The 24477-nt window shown below is 47.5% G+C and carries 24 protein-coding genes; 11 read left to right on the forward strand and 13 right to left on the reverse strand.

Annotated features, from left to right (window positions below):
• Positions 1-53: 53 nt before the first annotated feature.
• Positions 54-725 (reverse strand): alpha/beta hydrolase, encoded by a 672-nt coding sequence (locus tag AC27N8_RS29620; protein WP_487072257.1) that lies wholly within the window; start codon positions 723-725, stop codon positions 54-56.
• An 812-nt stretch (positions 726-1537) separates the two neighbouring features.
• Here AC27N8_RS29620 and AC27N8_RS29625 point away from each other — a divergent pair.
• Positions 1538-2566 carry a GGDEF domain-containing response regulator gene (locus AC27N8_RS29625; RefSeq protein ID WP_487072259.1) on the forward strand — a complete coding sequence of 343 codons (1029 nt, stop codon included), beginning with the start codon at positions 1538-1540 and terminating at the stop codon, positions 2564-2566.
• Positions 2567-2625: 59 nt separating this feature from the next.
• Entirely contained in the window at positions 2626-3057 is a 432-nt protein-coding gene (locus tag AC27N8_RS29630; RefSeq protein WP_487072261.1) for a hypothetical protein, read from the forward strand.
• Between the two features lie 15 nt (positions 3058-3072).
• Here the strand turns inward: AC27N8_RS29630 and AC27N8_RS29635 are convergent, their stop codons facing one another.
• Entirely contained in the window at positions 3073-3747 is a 675-nt protein-coding gene (locus AC27N8_RS29635) for an antibiotic biosynthesis monooxygenase family protein (protein WP_487072263.1), read from the reverse strand.
• Between the two features lie 268 nt (positions 3748-4015).
• On the opposite strand from AC27N8_RS29635, the gene AC27N8_RS29640 reads away from it, so the two are divergent.
• Complete coding sequence (locus AC27N8_RS29640) at positions 4016-4837, forward strand: alpha/beta fold hydrolase (RefSeq protein ID WP_487072265.1); 822 nt, start codon at positions 4016-4018, stop codon at positions 4835-4837.
• Positions 4838-4842: 5 nt separating this feature from the next.
• Here AC27N8_RS29640 and ruvA read toward each other — a convergent pair whose 3' ends face one another.
• The 4 genes from ruvA to AC27N8_RS29660 all read right to left on the reverse strand — a co-directional run bounded on the left by ruvA (position 4843) and on the right by AC27N8_RS29660 (position 9879).
• Positions 4843-5436, reverse strand: coding sequence for a Holliday junction branch migration protein RuvA (gene ruvA, locus AC27N8_RS29645; protein ID WP_487072267.1), 594 nt, complete (start codon positions 5434-5436; stop codon positions 4843-4845).
• 103 nt (positions 5437-5539) lie between these two features.
• A complete protein-coding gene (gene ruvC / locus AC27N8_RS29650; protein ID WP_487072269.1) occupies positions 5540-6082 on the reverse strand; it encodes a crossover junction endodeoxyribonuclease RuvC in 543 nt (180 codons plus the stop codon).
• A 143-nt stretch (positions 6083-6225) separates the two neighbouring features.
• Positions 6226-6993: a YebC/PmpR family DNA-binding transcriptional regulator gene (locus AC27N8_RS29655; RefSeq protein ID WP_487072271.1), complete on the reverse strand. Its 768-nt coding sequence runs from the start codon at positions 6991-6993 to the stop codon at positions 6226-6228.
• Between the two features lie 183 nt (positions 6994-7176).
• Entirely contained in the window at positions 7177-9879 is a 2703-nt protein-coding gene (locus tag AC27N8_RS29660; RefSeq protein ID WP_487072273.1) for a protein kinase, read from the reverse strand.
• A gap of 492 nt (positions 9880-10371) precedes the next feature.
• Here AC27N8_RS29660 and AC27N8_RS29665 point away from each other — a divergent pair, with 492 nt between their 5' ends.
• The 8 genes from AC27N8_RS29665 (at position 10372) to AC27N8_RS29700 (ending at position 18102) form a co-directional block, all read left to right on the forward strand.
• Positions 10372-10779 carry a YraN family protein gene (locus tag AC27N8_RS29665; protein WP_487072275.1) on the forward strand — a complete coding sequence of 136 codons (408 nt, stop codon included), beginning with the start codon at positions 10372-10374 and terminating at the stop codon, positions 10777-10779.
• Positions 10780-10839: 60 nt separating this feature from the next.
• Positions 10840-11361 (forward strand): zinc-ribbon domain-containing protein, encoded by a 522-nt coding sequence (locus AC27N8_RS29670; protein WP_487072277.1) that lies wholly within the window; start codon positions 10840-10842, stop codon positions 11359-11361.
• Between the two features lie 177 nt (positions 11362-11538).
• Positions 11539-12117 carry a tRNA (adenosine(37)-N6)-threonylcarbamoyltransferase complex ATPase subunit type 1 TsaE gene (gene tsaE / locus AC27N8_RS29675; protein WP_487072279.1) on the forward strand — a complete coding sequence of 193 codons (579 nt, stop codon included), beginning with the start codon at positions 11539-11541 and terminating at the stop codon, positions 12115-12117.
• On the forward strand, positions 12098-12895 hold the full coding sequence (gene tsaB, locus AC27N8_RS29680) for a tRNA (adenosine(37)-N6)-threonylcarbamoyltransferase complex dimerization subunit type 1 TsaB (RefSeq protein WP_487072281.1): 798 nt from the start codon (positions 12098-12100) through the stop codon (positions 12893-12895). Before tsaE ends, tsaB begins: the two co-directional genes overlap by 20 nt.
• Position 12896: 1 nt before the next feature.
• Complete coding sequence (rimI, locus tag AC27N8_RS29685; protein ID WP_487072283.1) at positions 12897-13535, forward strand: ribosomal protein S18-alanine N-acetyltransferase; 639 nt, start codon at positions 12897-12899, stop codon at positions 13533-13535.
• Positions 13536-13592: 57 nt separating this feature from the next.
• On the forward strand, positions 13593-14759 hold the full coding sequence (tsaD, locus tag AC27N8_RS29690; RefSeq protein ID WP_487072285.1) for a tRNA (adenosine(37)-N6)-threonylcarbamoyltransferase complex transferase subunit TsaD: 1167 nt from the start codon (positions 13593-13595) through the stop codon (positions 14757-14759).
• A 6-nt stretch (positions 14760-14765) separates the two neighbouring features.
• The gene (locus AC27N8_RS29695; protein WP_487072287.1) at positions 14766-15773 is read left to right on the forward strand and encodes an ROK family protein; all 1008 of its coding nucleotides are present in this window, start codon (positions 14766-14768) and stop codon (positions 15771-15773) included.
• Positions 15774-16476: 703 nt separating this feature from the next.
• A complete protein-coding gene (locus tag AC27N8_RS29700) occupies positions 16477-18102 on the forward strand; it encodes a DUF7779 domain-containing protein (RefSeq protein WP_487072289.1) in 1626 nt (541 codons plus the stop codon).
• A 29-nt stretch (positions 18103-18131) separates the two neighbouring features.
• Here the strand turns inward: AC27N8_RS29700 and AC27N8_RS29705 are convergent, their stop codons facing one another.
• From AC27N8_RS29705 to AC27N8_RS29735, 7 genes are all read right to left on the reverse strand, one after another.
• The gene (locus tag AC27N8_RS29705; RefSeq protein WP_487072291.1) at positions 18132-18743 is read right to left on the reverse strand and encodes a MauE/DoxX family redox-associated membrane protein; all 612 of its coding nucleotides are present in this window, start codon (positions 18741-18743) and stop codon (positions 18132-18134) included.
• Positions 18744-18770: 27 nt separating this feature from the next.
• Entirely contained in the window at positions 18771-20006 is a 1236-nt protein-coding gene (locus tag AC27N8_RS29710) for a hypothetical protein (protein WP_487072293.1), read from the reverse strand.
• 485 nt (positions 20007-20491) lie between these two features.
• Complete coding sequence (locus tag AC27N8_RS29715; RefSeq protein ID WP_487072295.1) at positions 20492-21277, reverse strand: ABC transporter ATP-binding protein; 786 nt, start codon at positions 21275-21277, stop codon at positions 20492-20494.
• Positions 21278-21298: 21 nt separating this feature from the next.
• Positions 21299-21610 carry a hypothetical protein gene (locus AC27N8_RS29720; protein ID WP_487072297.1) on the reverse strand — a complete coding sequence of 104 codons (312 nt, stop codon included), beginning with the start codon at positions 21608-21610 and terminating at the stop codon, positions 21299-21301.
• A 189-nt stretch (positions 21611-21799) separates the two neighbouring features.
• Complete coding sequence (locus AC27N8_RS29725; RefSeq protein WP_487072299.1) at positions 21800-22636, reverse strand: hypothetical protein; 837 nt, start codon at positions 22634-22636, stop codon at positions 21800-21802.
• Between the two features lie 65 nt (positions 22637-22701).
• A complete protein-coding gene (locus AC27N8_RS29730) occupies positions 22702-23328 on the reverse strand; it encodes a peroxiredoxin family protein (protein WP_487072301.1) in 627 nt (208 codons plus the stop codon).
• A gap of 509 nt (positions 23329-23837) precedes the next feature.
• Positions 23838-24317: a hypothetical protein gene (locus tag AC27N8_RS29735; protein WP_487072303.1), complete on the reverse strand. Its 480-nt coding sequence runs from the start codon at positions 24315-24317 to the stop codon at positions 23838-23840.
• Between the last annotated feature and the right edge of the window lie 160 nt (positions 24318-24477).

A 24477-nucleotide genomic window follows, 5' to 3' on the forward strand; every position in this document is an offset into this window, starting at 1 on the left:
TTACTAACGAAAGATTGCAAGACTGCTTTATCTGCATGCAAGGAATTATCACTTCAGACTCCGGGCATAGCCGCCCACGCTTTCACATATTTCAGGATCGCTTGCGTCGCTTGTTCTTCATAACCATGCATCAGATGCCGGGCTCCAATGATCACTTTGATGCCCTTGGGACCGCTCTGCTGCTCTACAAATGGTTCAAGTTTAAATAGTGGACATATCTCATCAAATTCGCCGGTGACGAACAATTTTGGGCGCTCGAACTGTCGTGGAAAGCCGCTGCTGGCGCGAAACAGAGGTAAGCTGATTGCCACAATCGTGCGGATACGAGCATCAAATGGAGCATACAGCATTGTGGTATACGCGCCAAATCCATGTCCGATCACGCATAGCTTGCCTGGATCGACTCCCGGAAAGGTCAAAGCGGTCTCAACGGCCCCTGCCAGATCGAGTGGCTCCAGACGGCCATCTGTTTGCTGGCCCTTGCTCTGGCCGACGCCGCGAAAATTAAAGCGGAACGCTACCATTCCTGCCTCGGCTAGCGCTCGTGCCAGCGTCACATTGAGCGTGTCATTCATATCGCTGCTCGCTGGCTGAGGGTGACAGAGAATAATGATCGGTGCCCGTTCTGCTTTAGGGGGTGTATGTACAACGCCTTCGAGAAGATGGGCTGGTTGCCCTTTGCTTTGGAACGTGATTGGTCGTCCCGTTTGTACTGATAAGGTCATCAGTGATCCTTCTGCTTCCCTAGTAATCTGCCTTTGTTCTCAATAGTATATCAGTCGGACGCATGCGTCAACATTTTTATTTTCTTTCCCGAGCGAGCCGCCAGATTCGTATTTTTTTAACTCCAGCCCCCTATCACATTGGGAAAGAAAGCTCTTCCAGGCTTCATTTTAGCACCAATTGATTTTATATGTGTAGTTGTCGATCGTCTGTATCCTGATGGGTGTATTTTTCCCCTCCCTTGCCTGCTCGTTTTTGTTTGGAGCTGACCCAAAAGTCACAGTTCTGTGACTTTTTTGCAACTTGTAACGAATCGCGTTGATTTGTTCAACAAAACCTTTGCATGCAAGCCGAAGAATGTTATACTAACTATGACATATGTATACTTATTTTTAACCATGATGGTACATGTGTTCATATGGAAGGCAGCCAATCCTTATCTCTTTTCATGGTATATCGTGTATAACACTGGCTTTCTAGCGGGCTTGATGACCTTCCTTTTGTCATGGATGGGTTGTATTTGGAGGAGGTCTTACTCATCAAATACGCACTGCCGCGTATATTGTGCCACCTATGCTCTGATGGCTTTAAGACACATTTTATTTATTGGGGATCTTTATGTGATGCGGGGAAATGTGCACAAGATGTTGAATCTACCACGTCTAGATGTCTACTGCAAGCGGTGGACCCTATAGTTACATGACTCGTACTTATTTTTTTACAAATGTTCACCAGGCTAGCGGTAAAAAAATTGATGCAGGGTCTTCTAAGGTGTACACAGTGTATATAGTGAAATGTAGAGGTAGGAGCATATATGTCCAGCATTTTAGTCGTCGAAGATGAAGAAGTCATCACAAAACTGGTCCAGAAACGGTTCTGCGATGAGGGATACCAGGCCGTTAGGGTTGTCAGTGGCGAAGATGCTGTACAGTTTGCCATGCGTGAGATGCCAAGCCTGGCAATTCTTGATGTGATGTTGCCCGGCATAGATGGTTATCAAGTTATTCAACAATTGCGCGACCATCCTAAATGTATGCATATACCCATTATTATGATCAGTGAATATGCATCGCTCGCCGATAAGGTACGCGCCTACGAGTTAGGCGTGGATAGCTACATTACGAAGCCTTTCAATGCCGACGAACTTATCGCTCACGTGCGCCGTCAATTATGTCGCATGCAGCAAAGCACCCTCTCTCCTTTGACTCGTCTTCCTGGTGGCCTGCAACTTGAACGCGCTATCGACTACAAACTGCGCGGTTCTGATCCCTGGAGCGTCCTGTATCTCGACCTCGACAATTTTAAAGCCTTCAACGATGCCTATGGTTTTGTGGCTGGCAACGATATGATCCTTCTCGTTGGGCATATCTGCCAACGCGTGGTCTATGAGTATGGCAATGCCGATGATTTTGTTGGACATGTGGGTGGCGATGATTTTGTGATCGTGACCACTCCTGATCGCGAAAAGATGCTCTGTCGCCATATTCTGGCCCAGTTTAAAGAAGAGAGCCTGCTTTTTTATCGGCCTGAGGACGTCAAACGAGGATCGATCATCGGTGTCGACCGCCATGGGCGTCCCTTTCAATTTCCGCTGGCTTCGCTCTCTATTGGAGTTGTCAGCGATCAAATTAAATGTTCCCATTCCATGGGCGAGGTAAGCACCCTGACGGCTGAAGCCAAGCGTCTGGCCAAGCAATCCTCGAACAACGTCTCGCACGTCTCTCCGCAATGGAGTATGCCTACACCGGTCTCACATACGCCAGCTGCATTTCATCTTGTGGGGAACGGGGGAAGGAACATGTTTCAGTTTTCGGAAGAAGATATCCTCGCAAAATTTAAATAGCTATGCTATGCTAATATATACGCTGTTTTAGATATTCATTTATTGCGTGGAAGGTTGTCATGTCTACGAGTCAGGACTATCCAGAAGCTTCTCTTGAGCAGGAAGACGATTTAGCCGTACAGGAGCGTGAAGCTCATCGCTTAGCCATACGCGAAAACTCCAAGCAGATCCTCCGCGAAAGCGGACTGGCCGAAATGATGCAGAGCATCAACAAAAATCTCCTCAAGGGGCGCGGACACTTTGAGGACTACGATACATTTGTGCTTTTCCGCTGGGGGACGCAATCAACGCTGCGTCACATGTGGATAGAAGTTCGTGGGAGCTCAATTTTGTTTCGTCTGCACCCGCATCGCAAATGCGCGGCTGCGGCCCCCATCTGTGATGGAGAATATCATACCTTCACCAGTTCCATGTGGACGCAGCAAGATTTCTTCAAAGCCGAGCTCAAAAAATATTACGATCGGCCCGTCGCCGAAACGTCTGCCGATTAATCTCGTGCGCGTGCCTTAGATTGGCTCCAGCGCGATCGTATGGATGGCACCCTCGCGCTCTGCCATACTTTTGATGCTCTGATAATGGGGATCGGCATAAAACTCTTCGCGTTCAACCTCGTTGCCCCAGCTCAAAAAGCTGACGAGTAGCGAACTTTGAAGCTTAAAGATCTCACGATAGCCTCCTGCGTGGGGAGCGGCAGCGATTCTGGTCGCAGTCGGCGTATCGTTGATGCCGCGTGCCAGAAAAGCAAACGTGAGCAGCGACTGAAGCTCTGGCTGGCGCAATCCCCCCATCCATCCCTCCTGGACCGCCTGGATCATCTGAGGTGCTACTGTGATCATCTGCACGGCTGCTAGCTGTGAGGGATTGGTTGGCCGGGTCCAGCCCCAGATATAGTACATGAGCCATTGTTCGGGAATCGCGCTGAGAATATCCTGTGTCCCGAGCAGCAAGCTTTTAGGCGTATGACGCTCTTGAGCCTTGAGCCAGCTCTCCTCATCCTCCCAGGTTGTCAGGAAGAGATAAGCAATTCCGTTATCACGACCGCGATAGATCTGCGTCGAAATCAGACCCACTGCACTCTGCAACGCTTCCGCAATCGAGCGTATGTGGGCACGAGCCTCTCTCTCTTTGCCTGGCAGCACATGGGCCAGTGTCACAACCAACAACTCCGTACTTTGTTGCAAAATATCTTGCCTCATTCTCGCTGCGCGTCTAAATTGAGCCGTCATCCTCCGCTAGGATAGCATAGGCATAATGTCTATGCAAGGGGCTAGCAGGTAGAAGGTGCTCTTTAGCAACGGAAACGCAGCAACCAGTGTCAAGCGAAGCGAAGACAGTTTCTGCCAGCCTCCCTGGTATGCGGCATGATTCTATCTGCGTAAATAAATGATATGATGCTTAAATCAAGTGGGGATTTTTGTGTGATCATGTTTTTGGTCAAGGGAGATTTTTATGATAGTGAAGCAGCGAGAAACTGGCTTTTTGGGAGAAGAAGGAGCACGTTTGTACTATGAAGTTGCTGGTACTGGTTTTCCGCTTCTCTTGATCCATGCAGGGATCGCAGATAGCAGGATGTGGGATGAGCAATTTGATGTTTTTGCTCAGCAGTATCGCGTTATTCGTTATGATGTGCGTGGCTATGGGCAGACCGAGGTGCCTGCTGGAGCCTTCTCTAACACTGGAGATGTGGCTGCTCTATTTAAACATTTGGGAGTTGAGCAAGCTCATATGCTTGGCAACTCCTACGGTGGTCTGGTGGCACTGGATTTTACGCTGGCATATCCAGAGATGGTTGCTTCATTGACGCTGGTGGCTCCTGGTGTCAGTGGGCGTCCTGCGTCGGACCAGATCAAGCAATTTGGCGCTGATGAAGATGCATATCTTAAGCTGGGGGATCTGGTTAGCGCGACCGAACTTAATCTGCGTATGTGGGTTGATGGTCCCAAACGCACGCCCGAGCAGGTTTCGCCGCGGGTTAGAGAGCGTGTACGTCAGATGCAAATGCACGCCTTTACTGTTCCTTTCCCGGAGGAGGCTGAGCTAAGCGAGCTTATTCCGCCCGCCATAGAGCGCCTTGCGGATGTACATGTTCCAACATTGCTCATCGTTGGCGATGCTGATGTCCCAGATATGCTTGTCACGGTCGACGAACTTACCGCGGCTATCGTAGGAGCTCAACGCGTGATCATCCCGGACGTTGCTCATATGGTCAGTATGGAGAAGCCAGAGGAATTCAACCACATCGTGCTTAAATTCCTGGCCGATCAGCCATAGCTTTGCTATTGGCGTGCAAAGGAGCGTAAGGCGAAGGTGACCTGCTCTTCCAGAGTGAGTTCCTGGCCGGCTGGAATTTTTGCCAGGGCCGCTTGAGCTTCGGCACTGGAATATCCTAATCCCATCAACGCCTCTAGTGCTTCTGCCTGAGCTTTGACGGAGGCGGGAATGGTGCCGCCGGGGCTGAGTGCCGCCAGGGATGGTAGCTTGCCTTTCAGTTCGAGGACCAGATGAGCGGCCAGCCGTTTGCCGACGCCTTTGGCCAATCCCAGTTTTTGTTGATCTTCGTTAGCGATGGCCTGATAGAAGCTGGCTGCGTCCATGACTGAAAGGATTGCCAGAGCGACTTTGGGGCCAACGCCGCTCACGCCAATCAACTGCTCAAAAGCGTCGCGATCGACCTCGGTTGCGAAGCCATAGAGAGAGATCCCATCTTCGCGCATATGGAAGTGTGTTGACAGTGAGACCTCGCTGCCGGCTTCGCCCAGCTGATTGAGCGTTGAAGACGGAGCAAATACCCGTATGCCGAAACCGCCCACGCGTACAATCGCGTGATCTATGCCGGCTGCCTCAAGAACTCCATGAATGCTTGTAATCATCGTCCCAACAAATCCTCTCCCATGTCTGAATACAGATAGACATAGTACTCATAGCCACAAAGATCTTTTGCCCAATCATTTGTGAGGCAAGAGTTCCTAGTAGCTATGAGCGGTTATAGCGCAAAAGATTGGCCGCATAGGTTGCCGTGTGTAGGTGGCAGATAGCGATGGCGGCGGCATCTGCGGCATCATCAGGCTTGGGAATGGCGGTCAGCTTGAGCAGGACACGTACCATTTCACCTACCTGATTCTTATCGGCCCCTCCGTATCCGGTAACGGCCTGCTTGACCTGCTTGGGCGTGTACTCGGCAACGGAGAGACCACCGTTCGCCAGGGCGAGCATCGCGACGCCACGTGCGTGTCCAACCGTCATCGCGGTGCGAGCATTTTTCGCAAAGAACAGCTCTTCCATCGCTGCCTCATGCGGTTTATAGAGCACGATGAGCTTACTGAGCCCCTCATAAATAATTTGCAAGCGCTGAGCCAGAGGCATGCCAGCCGGGGTTGTGATCACGTCGCATGCGAGCAGACTGAGTTCACTTCCCCGTGCCATGACCACGGCGAAACCAACGATTGCTGTGCCTGGATCAATCCCGAGCGTGATACGCCCATCGGGAGGCGGAGGCGGCGTCAGGTCTTTGTGCATCTGCCATGTTCCTTCATTTCAGTACGTCAAGCATTTCATCACCCTCAAGCGCATCGACACGACGTCGCTGCGGGCCTCTCGCTGCTTGAGAAGCGTCTGGTGGGAAAGCCGCAAAGGCTATCTTGTTGGTGCTAAGGATCTGCTTAGTTGTAAGAATCCGCAAATTCCTCAGGGAAATCTGCATTGGTGTACACATTTTGTACATCGTCCAGATCTTCCAACTTATCGATCAAGCGAATCAATTGATGCGCTGACTTTTCATCGGGCAATTCGATTTTTGTTTTAGGCACCAGTGTACTCTCGGCTCGGCGGACATGATACTTGTGCTCTTCCAATCCTCGCTGAACCTTCTCAAGCTCTTCATGTGAGGGATCGGTATAGACGATCAAGACCTCGTCATCGGGTTGCGCGGGCTCGACGTCATCGGCTCCCAGGTCGATGGCTTCCAGTGAAAGCTCATCTGGATCATGCCCTTCTAACTCCACTTCGATCACGCCTTTGTTCTCAAAGAGCCAATCGACGCAGCCATTCTCACCCATATTGCCGGCGTTCTTGTTAAAGGCGTTTCGTACCTCTGCGACGGTACGATTGCGATTCTCTGTCAGTGTCTGTACCAGGATGGCGGTACCTGCTGGGCCATAACCTTCGTATGTGATTTCTGCGAGATTGTTGTCCTCGCTTCCGCCCAGTGCACGTTTGATTGTGCTATCGATATTATCCTTTGGCATATTGGCATCGCGAGCTCTTTGGACAGCGATGCGTAGGCGGAAATTCATGTTGGTATCGCCACTATTGCCCTCGCGCACCGCGACCACAATTTCGCGTCCCAGTCGAGTAAATAACTGACCTCGGCGCGAATCATTGACGCCCTTTGAGCGACGAATCTGTGCCCACTTTGAATGTCCTGACATGATCTAGCTCCCCTCCTCTATTCAGACGGTTCTTTCTGCTATTGTTAGCGTCTATACGTAATTATGTGCATTACATATATGTGCTCTATCCGTGCTGGTCTATGATAAATTGCTTTCGGGCCTTATTTTAACACGAACGGCTATAGAGAGTCGAGGGGGGGCGATCTGCCAGCAGGTTGCTGATCAATGGAACGTACCCAACACTTGCTGGATGTCGATTTCGTTGCCGTTTTTACCGTTCTGGACGGATAATAAGACCAGCGCTTTATCGATTGGATTATGATTTGCGTCGAAGCGGATGCTTCCACTGACTCCTTGATAGGGGGCTATGGTTCCCGTGCCTAGAGTCATCAACGCGGCGCGTACCCCGTCGCCTGTGATGGAGCCGTGTATCAGGGCCGCTGTATGGACAAAAAGCCCTGTAGCATCATAGATCATCAATCCTTTGTAGCTGGGGTCCGGTGCATTGGTGCCCAGAGAGCCTTGATAGGTCGACTTCCAATCGCTGATAAATGCTGGCCACTGAATCTGAGGGATATTAAGTGTCGACCATTCTTTGAGATCGGCAAAGGTCGTAAATGTCAGACGGCGCATATCCTGTGGAAAGTTGAGTGCCAGCGTCGCATCGTCGCTGCTGCCCTGTCCCAACAGCAGCCCCGAGTCGACGGCATCGCCACCAATGACTTTGAGCTTGCTCAAGGACAGATTTGTGGGATTGGCGCGGGCTATCTCGCCGATGGCGTGTGATAGGCGCACCGCATCCACATTGTAGCCGGCCAGAAAGATGACATCGGCAGGCGTCGTACTGTTGATCTCGTTGTTCACAATCATTTGCTCATATTGGTCGACCGTCGTCGTGTTGGAGGTAAAGGTGTCGTTGGATAAGGTCCCTCCTAGTGTTTGTGCACTGGTCGCGAAGGCATTTGCCAACGAGACGCTATATGCATCGGTCGGATCGCGCAGAATCAGCACTTTTTTGGCTTTGAAGGTTTGAATTGCCAGCTTGCCCAGGACCTGTCCCTGGAAATTGTCGGGAGGTCCGATACGAAAGAGGTAAGGACTTGAGCCAATCAGCTTCACGCTTGATGCTGTCGGAGCGATCAGCGGCAGATGCACGCTGGCTATGATATCGCGTGCGTTGATGGTCTGGCTGCTGTTATACCAGCCGATGACTCCGATGAGATGATCAAGGTTGCCATCCTTTGAGACGCGATTGGCTATGAACTGGGCTACCGTGGCGACATTGGCGTTATTTGAGCCGGAACTGGCTATGATGATGCGTAGCTTTAGACCATCAGGGAGCTGATTTTTGCTGTTGGCAGTGTGTTGAGCGAGGTAGACAGATTCGAGCTGTTCGCGTACTGCTCCTAGATGTAGCGCTGTATTATCGATCGGCAAGCCTACCACCAACGTGACGGTGGATGCATTGCTCTGTAGCAGATGCAAGTTTTCGTTATAGATCTGTGCCTCACCGTCTGTCGGATCTGCGTTGACCGCCTGATTTAGAAAGTTGACAGCGGCGCTGGTATTCTTCTGCTGGATAGCCGTCGCTGCCTGTTTCTTCAAGCTGACGTCGGTACGTCCCGTAAATGTATCGAAGACGATCCGCCCATCGCTCAGACCGATATCTTTCTGCTGATAGTTCTGCAACTCCAATGCCAGCTCGGCATTCAGTGCCGTTGTATCCTGATTGAATTGAGCCACGCTGGTGGCCGTCGCATTGGCCTGATTGAGCGCGGCCGAGCGGCTCGACATATAGGGGATCAGGAAGATAAGCATACAGGCGACAATGACGCTGATAGTGCCGATAATGATCATATTGTTTTTGCTGAATAGAGTACTGTTACGGGTTACCTGATTGGCTGGAAGCGACAAGCGTGCAGTGGGATATGGCGACGCTGGCATCTCATCAACTGCGGGATAGGATAGGAGGAGCGCATCTAAGTCTTTCTGCATATCTTCCGATCTCGCGTAGCGTTGCGAGATAGAAAAGCGAAGTTGACGTGTCAGAATGGACTCCATGCCTGCGCTGACCACTGGATTGAGGCGCCGGGCCGGAGGATAGAAAAAAACCATACGTTCATGCGGATCGAAGCCTGTCACTGCATGATGCATCACCGCTGCCAGGGCGTACAGATCGGAGGAAGGTTGCGTCCCGCCACCGCGAGCCTGCTCGGGTGCGGCATAACTTGCTCCTATATTGTCGCTGGGCAAAGCTTTTGCGGGCGTAAAGAGTGGGAGATAGACCAGAGAGACGCGGCGCTCATCCGAAATAATGATGGTATCGGTGCTGATCGCGCCGTGGATGAGCGGTGGTTGCTGCTGAGCAAGGGTGGTTAAAATGCTACAGAGCTGTCGCCCATATTCTGCTACATCTCGTTCCGGCAACGAACCACCTTGTTCATGCATCAATGTGGAGAGGCTTTTCCCATTTGGATATTTCTGGACAATATAATAAATACCCCGTTCTTGAAATGCATCAATAATCGGAGGCAGGCCGGGCTCTTTGGTTAAAGGGGCCGTACGTTTAATCGCTTGATCCATCAATTGTGGAGCCTTGTCCGGCATCGCACTTAAAAAATCTAGCTTGTGTACCAGAACACGATTTCGAGTTGACTGTGTATCCATCGCGAACCAGGCACTTCCTTGCTCTTGCTGGTTTTTTGGCAGGACTACATCTTCTATCAGGCGATAGCGTCCTTTCCGGATCGTATCGCCGCGCATCAAAGACCATCCAGGAGCACCTGTATTGCTGGTTACTCCTGTTAATGATATAGCTTGGGGCTGTGATTGCTTTTTTAGAGCGGTCAAATCGTACACATATCCACAGCGAGTGCAGGTACCTTGTGGTAAGGAGACGATAGATCCGCATCGAGGACAACGCATAGGCTTACTCCTCAGGTTTACCTTCGAGCGATGAAAATAGATTATTTGAGAGAAAAAGATTGATAAACTATTTGATTCCCGGTCCTTCTGTACTATCACGTTTTGATTAAAAAAAGGTACTCTAAATATTGTAAAATTGTAGCTCACTATGTCTATTAAAGAAGTTACATTCTTCCCTTTATATATGGAAGAATAACCGTGTAACTCACATAATGTCCATCCTCTAGGAGAAATAGCTAGAGTGGTAGCTGAAATTCCTCGGATCTGACAACTTTTGCTGTGTATTACAACGTTGTTCCCGGACACAACTCTACAAGGTCTTTGCTTCGCTCGACCTCTTTCTGCTGACCTCCTAATATTATGTGCTAAAATATATGTTTGTTACTCTGCTCTGCGCAATATCTGGGAGATAACCGCGGCTGATAAATGGTACGTTGTTAACCGTACAACATAGTGGCTTATGTCACGTACATGCTTACAGAGGGGATTTGTGTGGGAAGGGTGAAGCAGGATTCTGGAGATGCGCATCCAGGAGGAAGTCGTCAGGGCTTAGGACGGACTGGTGAGCGTCTGGCTGCCGAGCAATTAGTGCGAGCAGGTTATTGTATCCTTGAGCGCAATTTTCGTTGTCATTATGGAGAGATCGATTTAATTGCCGAGCATCAACGCGAGCTTGTGTTTGTCGAGGTCAAAACGCGGCGTGGTACAGCGCATGGCTTGCCCGAGGAGGCTGTAGATAGACGGAAACAACGTAAAATATTACAAGTAGCTGCATACTATCTATCTATACAACAAACGACCATTGAGCTATCCTGGCGTGTAGATGTGGTAGCGGTCCAGCTCAGCACTGTTGGAGTGCTTGAAGAGATACGCATCTACCAACATGCATTTAGCGAATGAGGTAGAAATACCCATTGCATATAATATACGATTGCAAAAGAGATATAAAAGGGGAAAAGAATGAGTGATTTCCTATCATCAGCCAAAAATTTTGTCAACTCGGCAGTCAGCCGGACCGGTTGGGAGGCCCAGAAACAGTTACGTGTGCGTAATAAGCAGACCGAGATCGATAAGCTTGTAGAGCAGCGCCAGCATCTCATGGATGAGCTTGGTCAAATAGCGATGAACCTTTATCAGCAGGGCTCACTGACCGACACTCAACTCTCGCGCATCTGTGCCGCCATCTTCGAATTGGACCACGATCTGCGCAGTCGTGAACAGCAGATGCAAGAGATCAAGAGCGAAGGATATTCCGTAGATCAATTTGCTCCCGAGCCGACCGTTAACTACGCTCCGCCCTCGTCAAACACACCGCCGCCCTCGTCGGCTACACCACCACCGCCGCCACCGCCGAACAATGGCTTTGGTGCTCAACAGTCGTCTGGAACCTCCGCTGCATACCCGCAAAATTGCCCACATTGTGGTAGCACCCTGCGCTCCAACTCCCTCTACTGCCGCAGTTGCGGCTCCAAGGTGATGTGACCTGCTCATAAAACGGGCATAAAGCACATCTGTAGCCTGCGACTTCACGGGAGCGTAAAACTCCCGTGCTACGCAGGTTTGCGTATGCTATAATGAGTACGCTGTTCCCTTTTTGCTGGGGATAGGTATTTTTATGGCCGTTGAGGCGGTGCTAGCAGACGATGTAGGAGGGTTCCTGTGCGTGAGTGGAGCGATGCCGGTGGTCAGTCAACTCAGGACAAGACGTGTTCTCTTGAGGTGATCAGTCAGCGTCCTACGCAGACGCAGCGCCTTGGGGCTGCTTTGGGTGCGTTGCTCCGGAGGGGGGACCTGATTTTGTTGGATGGTCAGCTTGGCGCTGGCAAGACGACTTTTACTCAGGGCCTGGCAAAGGGGATGCATATCTCTGAGGTGGTCAATAGCCCGACTTTTACGCTCTTGAAAGAGTACATGGGATCGTCGACTGCCCCTCAGGGAGCGGATGCTGATCCTGCGGGGGCGACGAAGCTGGCTCTGTATCACTTCGATCTCTATCGATTAGATGATCCCGATGAGATCGTGGATCTGGGTTTCGAAGAGTATTTTTATGGTTCAGGTGTGTGCGTGGTTGAGTGGGCTGGCAATGCTGATGAGCTCTGGCCTGATGATCGCTTGTACGTTCACCTGAGCTCTGTGGATGAAAAGAAGCGTCGACTGTTGTTTGTAGCATCAGGTTCGCGCTATTGTGAACTGCTCCAACAGTTTCAGAAGAACATACATGTTATTACTCGCACTTGACACCTCAACTCGTTACGCCAGCGTAGCTTTATGTTCGGAAGACGAGTTGTTGAGTGAATATACCTGGTATGCTGAGAACAATCATAGTGTCGACCTGCTTGAGCGTATTCAACGCAGTATCGTAGAACGACAACTCTCGTTGTCACAGCTTGATGCTATCGCTGTGGCGACTGGCCCTGGATCTTTTAATGGTGTGCGCGTAGCGCTCTCGACGGCCAAGGCTCTGGCCTTCGGCTTGCAGAAGCCTCTGCTTGGCATTCCTACACTGGATCTTATCGGGGTACAGCAGCAGTGGCAGGGATTTATCTGTGCTGTCCTTGAGGCTGGACGTTCAGAGCTCTACGCGGCCTGTTATTTCTCGACTGCGTGCCGCCTGAGTAGTGGTGAGGTGACGTATCGCCTTGAGTTGCTGGGTGATTATATGCTCTGCGCGCCAGAGCAGTTAGTCGAGACCCTCCAGAAGCATCTACTCGCCAGAGCGCAAGCTCAAGCGCAGGTGCTTTTTTGTGGGGAGATCAAGACGGTCTCCTGGCAAGCTATACAGCAAGGATCAGAGGAGCAGTACCTGCTGCGCGGTGCTCTGTCATCGACGCGGCATGCATCTTTCCTGATTCCGCTAGCGATGCAGCGTCTACAGGCCGGGCAAACGGATGATCCTCTGCTCTTAGAGCCTCTTTATTTACGACGTCCGTCCATTACGAAGAGCACTCGCAAGCAACCATTGTTTGGCGAGCGACTCGCAACGACCAATGGGCCATATACGACAGAAAGGGAATAGGGTGCGTTACGTCATTGATAGAATGACGATGTCGGACGTGCCTCGCGTGATCGAGATTGAGCGTCTCGCCTATCCATCGACGTGGCCTCCGAGCGCCTATCGCAAAGAGCTACAGGATAATCGCTGGGCGCACTACATCGTTTTACGCGACAAGCATGTTCTTGAAGAGCAGGCAGCAGTGCCGTCCGAGCCGGAGAAGCTACGTAAAAACCGTCCCTTCCCGCTCTCACTCTTGCCGAGTCGTCCAGCTGCCATCGTCCCATCGCCAGATCTCGCGTCAATTATCGGTTTTGCAGGCCTCTGGTTAATGGTTGATGAGTCGCATATTACGACCATTGCCATGCATCCAGATTATCGTGGCCAAAAATTGGGTGAATTTTTGCTCGTCAGTTTGATTGACATTTCCTATAATATCGGAGCAAAGTGGGTGACATTGGAGGTTCGTGTTTCGAACTATACGGCCCAGAATTTATATCGTAAATATGGTTTCCGTGAAGCAGGCGTGCGTCATCGCTATTATAGTGATAATCAAGAAGATGCTTTAATTATGTGGACCGATGAGATCAACTCTGCCAGTTATAAACAAAAATTTTTAGCATTAAAAGCGACGTTGTTACAGAGACTTGAGGAGCAATCGTGATCTCTGCTTGCATATCCTCTGCCCGCAACGACGTTTTTCGCCAGGAAATAGACTGCTATGCTTGTACTTGGAATTGAAAGTTCCTGCGATGAGACTGGTGCTGCCCTTGTCCAGGATGGTCGTTATCTACGTTCCAACGTTGTTGCGTCCCAGATTGAGATCCATAATCGTTATGGAGGTGTCGTACCAGAAGTTGCCTCACGGCATCAATTATCAGCGATCATCCCGGTGGTTGAGACCGCTCTGGAGCAGGCTTCGTGCTCCTGGGACGATATCGACGCGATCGCGGCAACCTATGGACCTGGTCTGGCTGGATCATTGCTCGTTGGTCTCACTGTGGGAAAAACGCTGGCGCTGGCGCGTGACCTGCCTTTTCTAGGCGTCAATCATCTGGAAGCGCATATGTATGCCAACTGGTTACGCTCGGGAGCGGCACCAGCTGAGTCTGTTGCCGCGCTCGATCAGGAGGGAGATCCTCTCTTTCCCTTGATCTGTCTGGTCATATCGGGGGCGCACAGCGAGATCGTGCTGGTGCGCGATCATGGTGATTATGAACTGCTGGGGCGCACACGCGATGATGCCGCCGGTGAGGCGCTGGATAAGGTGTCACGCGTGTTAGGTCTGGGATATCCAGGTGGACCTGCCATTCAGAAGATGGCTCAGCAGGCGGAAGCGCCCTATGCACAGCAAAGTAAAGCACTCAAGAAGGCACGGAATGCGTATCGCCTGCCGCGTGCCTGGCTGCATGGTAGCTATGACTTTAGCTTTAGCGGTGTCAAGACTGCGATGCTCCATCTGGCTGAAGGAGCTGTTGCAGCACCGATCACCTATGAGGACGGGAAGCCTTCCAGCCAGCACACACGTTATACACGTATGGGCGAGCAGGCTGTACAGGGTGGAGAGCTTGATGTGGCTTTATTAGCCTCAAGCTTTCAGGAATCCATTGTGGATGTGCTGGCGGTCAAGACGCGTAAGGCGGCCCAGCAATACAACGTCAAGCAAGTCATCCTGGCGGGAGGCGTCGCTGCGAACCTGAGCCTGCGCGAACGCATGGTGCAAGAATTGCAGCCGCTTGCGATTCGCTTGAGTTATCCGCCCATTGATTTTTGTACAGATAATGCCGCAATGATTGCGAGTGCAGCTTTTTTTCATCTGAACTTAGGCGAGCGTCACGGGATGGAGCTCGATGTTCAACCTGGATTGAGCCTGCCTTTTAGAAAGTGAGAACATATGTCAAAGCCAAAGACTTATGCATTAGGGATCGATCTGGGCGGCACAAAGACGCTGGCCGCGGTGGTAGATCTCTCCGATGGAAGTATCGTCGCTTCCGCTCGCAAGCGTACACGCGCCGAGCGTGGACAGGATTTCGTCACGCAGCGTACCATTGAACTGGCGAATAACGCCATTGAAGGTGCCAAACTTTCTGAGGAGGATAAATTAATCGCGATCGGAGTCGGCGCCGCTGGCCAGATCGATCGTGAAAATGGTATCGTGCTTGATGCTCCCAATCTTGGCGTGCATAACATGCCCCTGGGGAATATCTTGAATAAGAGCTTTAACCTGCCGGTCTTTGTTGGCAACGACGTCGAAGTGGCGGCGATGGGTGAAAGCCAATTTGGTGCGGGACGCGATTATGATAACTTTGTCTGTCTATTTGTCGGTACCGGGATCGGCTCAGGTATTGTCCAGCATGGCCAGATGTATACTGGACTGACCGGCACCGCTGGCGAGGCCGGTCATATGACGATCCAGGCCGATGGACGTATCTGTGGCTGTGGCTCGCGTGGTTGCCTGGAAGCGTACGCCTCGCGTACCGCCATCACCAAAGCCATCCTGGCAGAGATCCATCACGGACGCTCCTCCATCCTCTCTGACGATTCGCTGGGACAGCTCAAAGAGGGCGATACAGTCATTCGTTCGGGGATTATTGCCAATGCCATCCAACAAAAAGATGAGCTGGTCACCGAGGTCGTGATCGATGCTGCCAACTTCCTTGGTTATGGCCTGGCATCAATCATGAACTTCTACAATCCAGATGCTATTATCCTGGGCGGTGGCGTCATCGAAGCCGTAGATCTGCTGTTTGATACCGCTGTGCATCGCGCTCGCAGCGCTGCCCTCTCCGCCTCGTCCAAAAAGACACCCATCCTGCGTACCAGATTGGGTGATTTCTCAGGTGTCGTCGGCGCTGCGGCTCTGGGAGCCATGAAGACCGGTTTTACTATCAACGAAGACTGAAATGCTTAGCGCCTGCGTTGATTTGAAATCAAAGTAGCTGTTCCAATCATTCCTGCGAATAGGAAACATAATCCCATGAATGTATTAACATAGGGTCCGGGTGGAGGAGGATACAAAGCTTCCATCGTAAGACCCACAACTGCTAAAACAATGCATACGACAACAGGAAAGACTACATTCTTGAAGAAAGACATAATTGGTCTCCTTTTGGGGTAACATCAATCAAAAATGCAATGATATGCATTTTTGATTGATCATCTCTTCATGCAGAGGGTTTCATACCCTCTGCACCTTTGTTGTTTATCAGACTTACTTCTTGCAAGTTCAGCATGAACTGGCCTTCTATCTTTAAAAGACAGTATTAATACTCACTTATATTAATCAGTTTACGTCGATGAATACTCCTTTGTTTCCACATAAATTATCTTCGATGGCGACTACTGCGCCTGGAACTGCGACAATTAGTACGGCAATAAATGCTCTTGCAACATCTCCTATTATGCCTCCAATTGATTGAAAACTATATTATACAGTATTGAAGTTTTATGAATCGATAAAGAGATGCGTTGCTATGGGCGCTACTTAATACTATAATAACTTATAGAATGCATAGCTCATCTAGGCAAAAGGTACAGTAAATGAATAAATAAAAGACAATCCTATTTTTTAGTGGAGTTCCGTGAAATATTTAGGAAGAAGTGACATGTATAAACCTAGCAAATATACATTTGGAGAGTATCTAAGACAATTCCGTGTGCGTGAGCAAATGAGTCAGCAAAAACTAGCGCAGGCTGTAGGCGTTCATCGTAACAGTATTGTTGCCTGGGAACAAGGTGATACCCTTCCAAAGGGTCGGTCGAGAATAATGACTTTGGTTGATGTTTTGCATCTTGATGACCAAGATACAGAAAAATTACTTCAAGCAAGTTTGCTTGGCATCTCTAAAGAACAACCGTCACCAGTTTCTACTAGTCTTTGGAGCATTCCTTACCAGCGTAATCCATTTTTCACAGGTCGAGATGCTATCATTGTGCAATTACATGATGTTTTCTTAAGTAAAGGGCAGAATTTTATCGTAACACAAGCTCAAATACTGAATGGATTAGGTGGGGTTGGGAAAACTCAAATAGCTGTAGAATATGCCTATCGTTTTCATCAAGAGTATGCTGCTATTTTTTTTGTGCGTGCCGAGAATCGTGAGGTTTTTACGACTGATTTTATGACGATTACCTCTCTGCTTGACCATTCTCAGGAATATGAAGCGTATCGATTGAGTCGAATTGAGGTAGTTAAACAGTGGTTGAAGGACCATGATAAGTGGTTATTGATTTTAGATAATTTGGAAGATATGGCTATATTTCAGCAAATTTTTAATTTCGAAATTCGTGGACATGTGCTGATAACAACGCGTAATCAAGCGGCCGGAAATTTGGCTCAACAGATTTACATTGAGTGCCTGACTTCCAATGATAGTATTCTTTTTCTTCTGCGCCGTGCCAAATTGCTTTCTCTGACGGCTTCTCTCAATGCTGTATCTGAGTTAAATCGATCAATCGCATTTACACTGACCCAGAAAATGGGCGGTTTGCCATTAGCTCTTGATCAGGCAGGGGCTTACATTGAGGAGACTGGATGCGGTTTTGATGCTTATCTTGCTCTTTATGAATGTCAGCCGGGAAGGGCTCTCGCCTTACGTGGTAAGGATTTTGATTGCCATCCTCATTCGGTATATACAACATTGTTGCTTTTATTTGATAAGATTGAACATCTCAACCATTCTGCACTCGATTTTTTACGCCTTTGTGCTTTTCTTTATCCAGATAGCATTCCTGAAAGTATGATTATGAAGGCTAGCACTGAGCTTGGCCCTATCCTTGGACCAATCGTCTCGGATACCTTCTCATTTGATATGGTGGTTGCTACTTTACGTGCCTCTTCTCTTTTGCATCGAAATGCTGCATCTAAGATATTTACTATCCACCCACTGACTCAGATTGTGCTTAAAGATAGCATGGATGATCTTGCTCAACGTGAATGGGCATATCGCATCATAAACATGGTAAATCTTTCCTTTCCTGATGGTAACGATGTTATGATGTGGCCTCAGTGTCAATATTTACTTCCTCATGTGATGATTTGTGTAGAGCTTATTAAACGTTGGGAGATAACAACGCAGGCATCTGAGCGTCTTCTCAACGAGGTTGGTATTTATTTGAGGGTACAAGGTGTATCGGCTCAAGCAGAGGAGCTTCTTCACTATGCTAAATTGATGTGCGTAAAAGTATTGGAGCACGAACACCTGGATCGAACTCAGAGCTCTAGTGATTGAGTGTATTTGCCTTCGTCTGAGAAGCTAAATTATCTCCGTTTAACGAAATAGCTAGAGGCTGGAGGCTTCATCGATGGCGTATGTGTGTTAAATAACTGTTTTGAAGATATAGTCATTGACTGTACTTGATATAAACCCCATAATATACGTATAAACAATATACAAAATGATAAAACAAGAGAAATCATGATAGATAAAATTTGTTGCATCGTAAAAAAAGAACCGAAAGAAGAAAATCCGATAGTTGTCCTCATCACAGTGATCAGCACAAATAAAAACAACAATGCATTTCTTGTAAGAGCAACAGGGTAAGATGTTATGCTATTGCTCTCTCCAAAACAGTTACAAGAGATTTCTCGTTTTTGCGCCCAACTAATGACCAATGCTCCGCTAAAAACAAATAAAAGCGCAATGAGGAGAAAAGATGGCCAGGGATACAATAGATTAAGAAAAAGTGAAATACTGGCCAAAATTTCAAGACAGGGAAATATCCAAGCAAAAATTTTACTCCCTCTGTTTGATAAAAGCTGAAAAGCATGTATGGAACGATAAAATTGTGGGATGTCTCGCAATTTTTGAATTCCTGCGTAAAGAAAAAGAATACTTACAAAGGAACGACTACACAAAAGGATAAACAACATAATAGTTTTCACCTCACTTATAAGTCTCTACTGAAACAGTAACACTGTACGAAGTTTATGCCAACCCGCAATGTAAACAAAGATAGGGCTAAGAAAACTGACAACAATTAAAAGTAAAAAGATATGGTCTCCTTGTGGAGTTCCTAAAGGCAAGTGAGTCAGGCCAGTCAAGATGGTTAAGAGCAAATTTCGTAGTGAAGCATCAAGTGTAGAAAAGACAACACGTACTAAAAGAGACTCGAACGTGATATAAAGACATGTATTTGTAAAGAAAAAGAGGAGTCCTCCAAGACGAGAGTCATTTTTATTCATTTCACTATCTACGGCAAAAGCACAAGTAGCTACCCCCAACATGCTGATAATTAATGCACCACATGTTCCATACAAGAAGGTCATTGTCACTAAGTATAGTGGAATGCGCAAAAGAAAAAACAAGGGCACACTGATAAACCAGGTAAGTAACAATGCAGGTAGAGAAGTAGCTAAAATACAGCTCCACAAAATTGTCTCGCTCGAAACTGGAGAGGATTGTAGCCATCTTTTAGCTTCCATGACACGACTGAGGGAGCGCAGCCCAATAATCCGTACAACCAGTGTGCTAATGCCCATCATCATAGCCAGCAAAAGAGGAGCAAGAAGAAAATTGACAGATAAGCTGGGTAAAAAGATTAAAATCATCAGTACCGAAGTCACTACTGTATACCAGCGGGTCCAATCATACAGAGCATCTTGCCAACAAAACCCCATGATCCCAACCACCTGAGAAGAGAGAAAGGGGATTCTCCATGCTAAACGCCAACAAAAACCTCCATCGACAATGGACAAAGACTGTACGCCAGTTTCTCTTAGGACCGAAGATTTCTGTTTGCCTGGAGCAGATTGTAAACCTTCCCAACCGACCCAGTAGGTAGAACGCCCAATCAATATACATACTCCTATCAGGAGCAACGGAATACTTACAAGAATACTCATTTCACTCATAAGTTCCCAGCCATGTGGCTGTATAAAGCCGATCACAACCTGATCAGTAAGGGTTAGTGGGACACTTGCCAGAATCATCCCAGGAGCGTAATGGCCCAATAAAATAGGGGTAAGCACATGGAGAAGAGGTTGCGTAAATGTGGGAATACTAAGCAACACCACCAGGATAATGGGTAGGAGACACAGAGATATGGCACATATAAGAATCATTGACCGTATATGGTGTCTACCGAACGTATAGACCAGCGCAAGATTCAAGATCAGGGCAAGTTGTGTTGCCACAAATGTTTCATAAAGTAGGATGCATGCCCAGGCAAAAAATTGTACAGGACTAATCTGCAATGAGCGCATGACGGCAATTGTACACGCAAGAAGCAATATATCTGCGCTTCTTGACCCACTCAATAGACGCAAAGTGGCTCGACCTAAGATATAGACAGTGGATACAGGTGCGCACGCAAACCACAGTGCATCAGTCATATTCCATAATGCTTCTGGGGCCTTCAGACATTGCCAACCAAAGATTACAAAAAAAAACAGGCAAAAGCCAATGGGTAGTAAGACCTCTAAATGCAGTAATCCCTGTAGAGGTAAATTAGCCGCTCGCCATGAACCCAGCTCCCATGCTCCTAAAAGAACAAGAATAATCACAACCAATTCACGTATGGAACGCATGGGATGCTCCCGCCATGCCTTGCTTCGTACACGCCATCCCAAATGGAAAAGTGTCAGGGTTTGACGATAAGATCCCATAAGAAAAGCATACTTCATATTTGAAATTCCATTTTCGTTTGTTTTTGTTGCTCATTTAAAGCAAAGAAGACACTCTCCAGTGTAGATTGCTCCGATTGATGTGACGTTTGGCGTAGACGCTCCAAGGGACCATCGGCAAGTACTAGTCCCTCTCGCAAAATTATTGAGCGTGGACAAAGCCGCTCAGCCACATCCAATAGATGGGTAGAAATAAGAATAGCACACCCTTTCTGACAGAGGCGTGTAAACATATCTTTTACCGCTCGCACATGTACTGGATCGAGCCCATTTAATGGTTCATCCATCAATAATAATTGAGGTTCATGCATAAGGACAGCACATAATGCCAGACGTCGACGCATACCTTGGGAATAGCTCTGGATGCGTTGATGGGCTACCTCATCTAGATTCATCTCATGTAAGAGAGATCGGGCACGAGTTGCACAGAGTAATCTGGGTAAGCGATAAAGGGCTCCGGCAAAGGCCAGGAATTCAAATCCAGATAACGTTGGATAAAGGAAAGGTTCTTCAGCCAGATAACCAATCTGTTGTTTTACGGCATTCTCACGTCGAGTAACCTTATTTCCTTGCACTATTACGCTTCCACTATCAGGGGTGAGAATACCTGCTATGATCTGGAGGATAGTGGACTTACCTGCACCATTTTCTCCTAAAAGAGAAACCAATTCTCCTGCTTGAAGTTGAAAACTTACCTCTTTGACTGCACAATGCTCACCGTAAAATTTTTTTACATCATTTACGGATAAAAGAGGTTCTAGAAGTGAATCAGATGGATGCAATTTTTTCTCCTTCTAAACAGATTATTGATGGAGCAAGACAAACTGTTGAATTAGAAAGGCAATGCCGATGATCAAGATCACAATAGAAAGCAGAAAAAGCCGGAAATTAGATCTTCTTGATGTACTACTATTTGATGTTGTACGTGCCAGTGGCAATGAAAAAACGAGACCGACAATACCACAAATGAGGAGAAGTATACCCAAAAGCACAGTGGCATTTATGAATCCTTGTCTATGGCCATTAAGAATAAGCGTTTGTGAAATAATCGTATATAACAAAATGAGTAGTACGGGAATCGCGGCAATCGCGACCATTCGTGGATTAGGCTTCATAAAGCTTTTCCTTCTTCTTGATTACGAATTGTGATGAGTTGCAAGCCAGATCTTTGATGACTTGCAACTCATCAGCAAACAAATGTATTTATGTCAACATCGATGAGTAGGGTGCAATCACATATATGGAATACAATTCTGGGCAAGGTATTTCATGTATGTGTTTATTCCCATTTTTCACCGCGTCTCTCAGCAATAGCCATTGCTGAAACAAATGCTTTGACAATTGGTTTCGCCTGCACTACAAATCGCCACGAAGAGAACGCCACAAAGAATCTCACATGGGACGTCCTCAGGTCCACCACACCACAGAACACACGAAGCAACACCCCAGAAAGAACCCAACCCGCAAAGTGTCGCAATACCTCCGCAAATACTTATGCAGAGAGAACAGCTAGCACTATTAGGCTGAACAACGTTCTCTGTGAGAAGCTGTTGTTTTTTCGAGATTACTACGTCAGCTTGATTGACAGGCTTCAATATGATATCGGAGCCATTTGCCTGCATTGTACCCAAATAGTTAATTGTATGAGGCGAAACTTCATAGACAGCCTGGCTCAATGGAGTTGTATTCTGACGGATCGTAAAGCCAACGGTATAATCGGCACTACTATATTGGAGGGCCAGAAATGCACTTTCACTGCTAGAAGAATAACGTAGGATTAACACAGTATGGGATGCCCAAACAGTACCAGTCTTAGTAAAAACCTGGACCCCACTAGCAATCCGATCACTGCTGCTAAAGCCTTTCGCCTCCAAAGAGCGACTGGCAATTTTATATTCTTGACTGGTAGTAAACTTCTTTACCTCAGCTTTCAATACAGAGCCAGTCAATTCAGCAATGCGAATATCACTTGACATATTCAGGCCCAGTGCTGATGCATGCACTCCTGGGACATTAGCTAGGACCGAAGTAGCGGCTGCCGCACCAGTACCAAAGATAAGCGTACGAAGAGCACGGCGACGATCAATTGTTTTAGCAAATGACTGAGCGAGAGGGCTATCAAACAGGTTGCCAAGATTCATAATTTTACTTCTCCATTATTAATAATAATCTGACTGTCAAGATATACAATATATCTTGGTTCTACTCACAGCCCCGGAACAACAGGTGAAGGAATATTGCCTTTTCCATACAATTCTGTCATATTGATCTCTATCTGAGCAGCTTCCATTAAACCTACTATTTGTTCAACTTTACCAAGTGGACCTTTCCCTGCTATCTTGCCATCAGCCGAGATAGCAATTCCAATTGGAGCTGAAGTTACTTGATACTTACGGGATAGCTCCCATTGTTCCTGAATCAGAATAGGAAAATTAACCCCCAGGTGAAATGCAATACGTTGCATTTCACCTGGATCGCCACTACTCACCCCCAAAACACGACCTCCTTTCTGCGTCCACTGCTCTTGTATTGCCAACAACTGCACCATGACTTGGTGGCAAAGTGGGCAACTGGGGGAGAGAAAAATAAGCAACGCGGGATGACCAAAAAGATCATTTAAAGAAAATGTACGGTGCTTGTCCAGAGTGAGAAGTTTAAAATCAGGTGCCACCTGACCTAACAAGGCTTCTGTATGTACTGGTTTCTGGGACTCTGATTGATTAACGTAACGTACTAAATCCGTGTGTGCCCGACCAAGCACTAAGAGTAACAAAGCTATCAGCCCTATGACTAACCAGCACAAGATGTTTGAAACAATCAGCAGAAGTGTCATATACAACCTTTCTTACCCACATTTTGCAGGGGAATTGACAAAAAAACGGAAATTAGCTAACGAACACGTGACTGCCATTATTCATTGCTACTTGCGTGATCCGCGAGGATTTCAAGCAATGAATATTGACTTTGCTAATATACATGAATGTGATATTCCGCTGTTTTTGTAGCCGCTGCATCGTAAGATCATTTCATTACTCGGACCAACCTATCAACAATTCTATTTTCCAGATTGAAACTGCGAAATGTAGATATCAAGTAATGAAAAATCATATTATGGGACATTAAAACTTTGTGGATATGTAGAACGATATGTTGCTAATGCATCATTCGTTACTATAGTACTTTATCTTGTGCATAGTTTACCCGGGCAAAATGCACAGTATGTGCACAGTAAATAAATAAGGATAAATTCGTTGTGCATTTTCCTGAGAAGAGGCTCTCCGCACTTATATATACCCCTATGGGCTTTTGCCCCTGCTGAGGTTCGAGATGACTTCTATCTCTTCAAGAGAGTATCAGAGGGATCGAAACACCTGGCTGCTGATGACTCCAGATAAACATTGATTGCTCACAGATGTGAAGTAGCCAGGCACAAAGGCGCGAGAGTGCGTAAGCCAGTTGGAGTGGAAAGGCTGGTTTGGCAGGATAATGAAGTTGTTTTTTGACCACGAGAGTTCCATAGACCAGTTTCCCATAGCGAATGGGAAAATCGCTATGGCAGTCCAACGGAAGTTGTGCCGTTTCAGGTGATTGCTGAAAGAAAAAGCAAATGTTATGATGCGCTCTTTGCTCAAATGATGCTAACAAATTTTTGATCTCTTGAACCGTCGTATGCTCATTGAAATGTTGCCAAAAGACGATTATATCTTCAACATAAGCCAGAAGTTCCACGGAGGTATCAACATCGGGAATACACAGCCCGTTTATCCAAGTTTCAGGATGTGTGGTTTCTAAAATGAGCTTGTCCGATGATACAACTGCCATATTAATGCCTCCATAAATCTATTCAAGTCTCCCTTTATGATTATTTAGCGTAAGAGACCCGATATTTTAATCAATAGCGTTATATATTTACTCTGGTACTAGTATTATGATAAATTATTGAGTGCATGAAATAGCTGTGCATTTTCTTGTAATTTTTTAG

The organism is Dictyobacter sp. Z7_2, assembly GCF_057551105.1.

Coding starts and splice junctions, on each gene's coding strand:
- AC27N8_RS29620 (WP_487072257.1), bottom strand. CDS start 725: ATGACCTTATCAGTACAAACGGGACGACCAATCACGTTCCAAAGCAAA.
- AC27N8_RS29625 (WP_487072259.1), top strand. CDS start 1,538: ATGTCCAGCATTTTAGTCGTCGAAGATGAAGAAGTCATCACAAAACTG.
- AC27N8_RS29630 (WP_487072261.1), top strand. CDS start 2,626: ATGTCTACGAGTCAGGACTATCCAGAAGCTTCTCTTGAGCAGGAAGAC.
- AC27N8_RS29640 (WP_487072265.1), top strand. CDS start 4,016: ATGATAGTGAAGCAGCGAGAAACTGGCTTTTTGGGAGAAGAAGGAGCA.
- ruvA (WP_487072267.1), bottom strand. CDS start 5,436: ATGATTACAAGCATTCATGGAGTTCTTGAGGCAGCCGGCATAGATCAC.
- ruvC (WP_487072269.1), bottom strand. CDS start 6,082: ATGCACAAAGACCTGACGCCGCCTCCGCCTCCCGATGGGCGTATCACG.
- AC27N8_RS29655 (WP_487072271.1), bottom strand. CDS start 6,993: ATGTCAGGACATTCAAAGTGGGCACAGATTCGTCGCTCAAAGGGCGTC.
- AC27N8_RS29660 (WP_487072273.1), bottom strand. CDS start 9,879: ATGCGTTGTCCTCGATGCGGATCTATCGTCTCCTTACCACAAGGTACC.
- AC27N8_RS29670 (WP_487072277.1), top strand. CDS start 10,840: ATGAGTGATTTCCTATCATCAGCCAAAAATTTTGTCAACTCGGCAGTC.
- tsaB (WP_487072281.1), top strand. CDS start 12,098: ATGTTATTACTCGCACTTGACACCTCAACTCGTTACGCCAGCGTAGCT.
- tsaD (WP_487072285.1), top strand. CDS start 13,593: ATGCTTGTACTTGGAATTGAAAGTTCCTGCGATGAGACTGGTGCTGCC.
- AC27N8_RS29695 (WP_487072287.1), top strand. CDS start 14,766: ATGTCAAAGCCAAAGACTTATGCATTAGGGATCGATCTGGGCGGCACA.
- AC27N8_RS29700 (WP_487072289.1), top strand. CDS start 16,477: ATGTATAAACCTAGCAAATATACATTTGGAGAGTATCTAAGACAATTC.
- AC27N8_RS29705 (WP_487072291.1), bottom strand. CDS start 18,743: ATGTTGTTTATCCTTTTGTGTAGTCGTTCCTTTGTAAGTATTCTTTTT.
- AC27N8_RS29720 (WP_487072297.1), bottom strand. CDS start 21,610: ATGAAGCCTAATCCACGAATGGTCGCGATTGCCGCGATTCCCGTACTA.
- AC27N8_RS29725 (WP_487072299.1), bottom strand. CDS start 22,636: ATGAATCTTGGCAACCTGTTTGATAGCCCTCTCGCTCAGTCATTTGCT.
- AC27N8_RS29730 (WP_487072301.1), bottom strand. CDS start 23,328: ATGACACTTCTGCTGATTGTTTCAAACATCTTGTGCTGGTTAGTCATA.
- AC27N8_RS29735 (WP_487072303.1), bottom strand. CDS start 24,317: ATGGCAGTTGTATCATCGGACAAGCTCATTTTAGAAACCACACATCCT.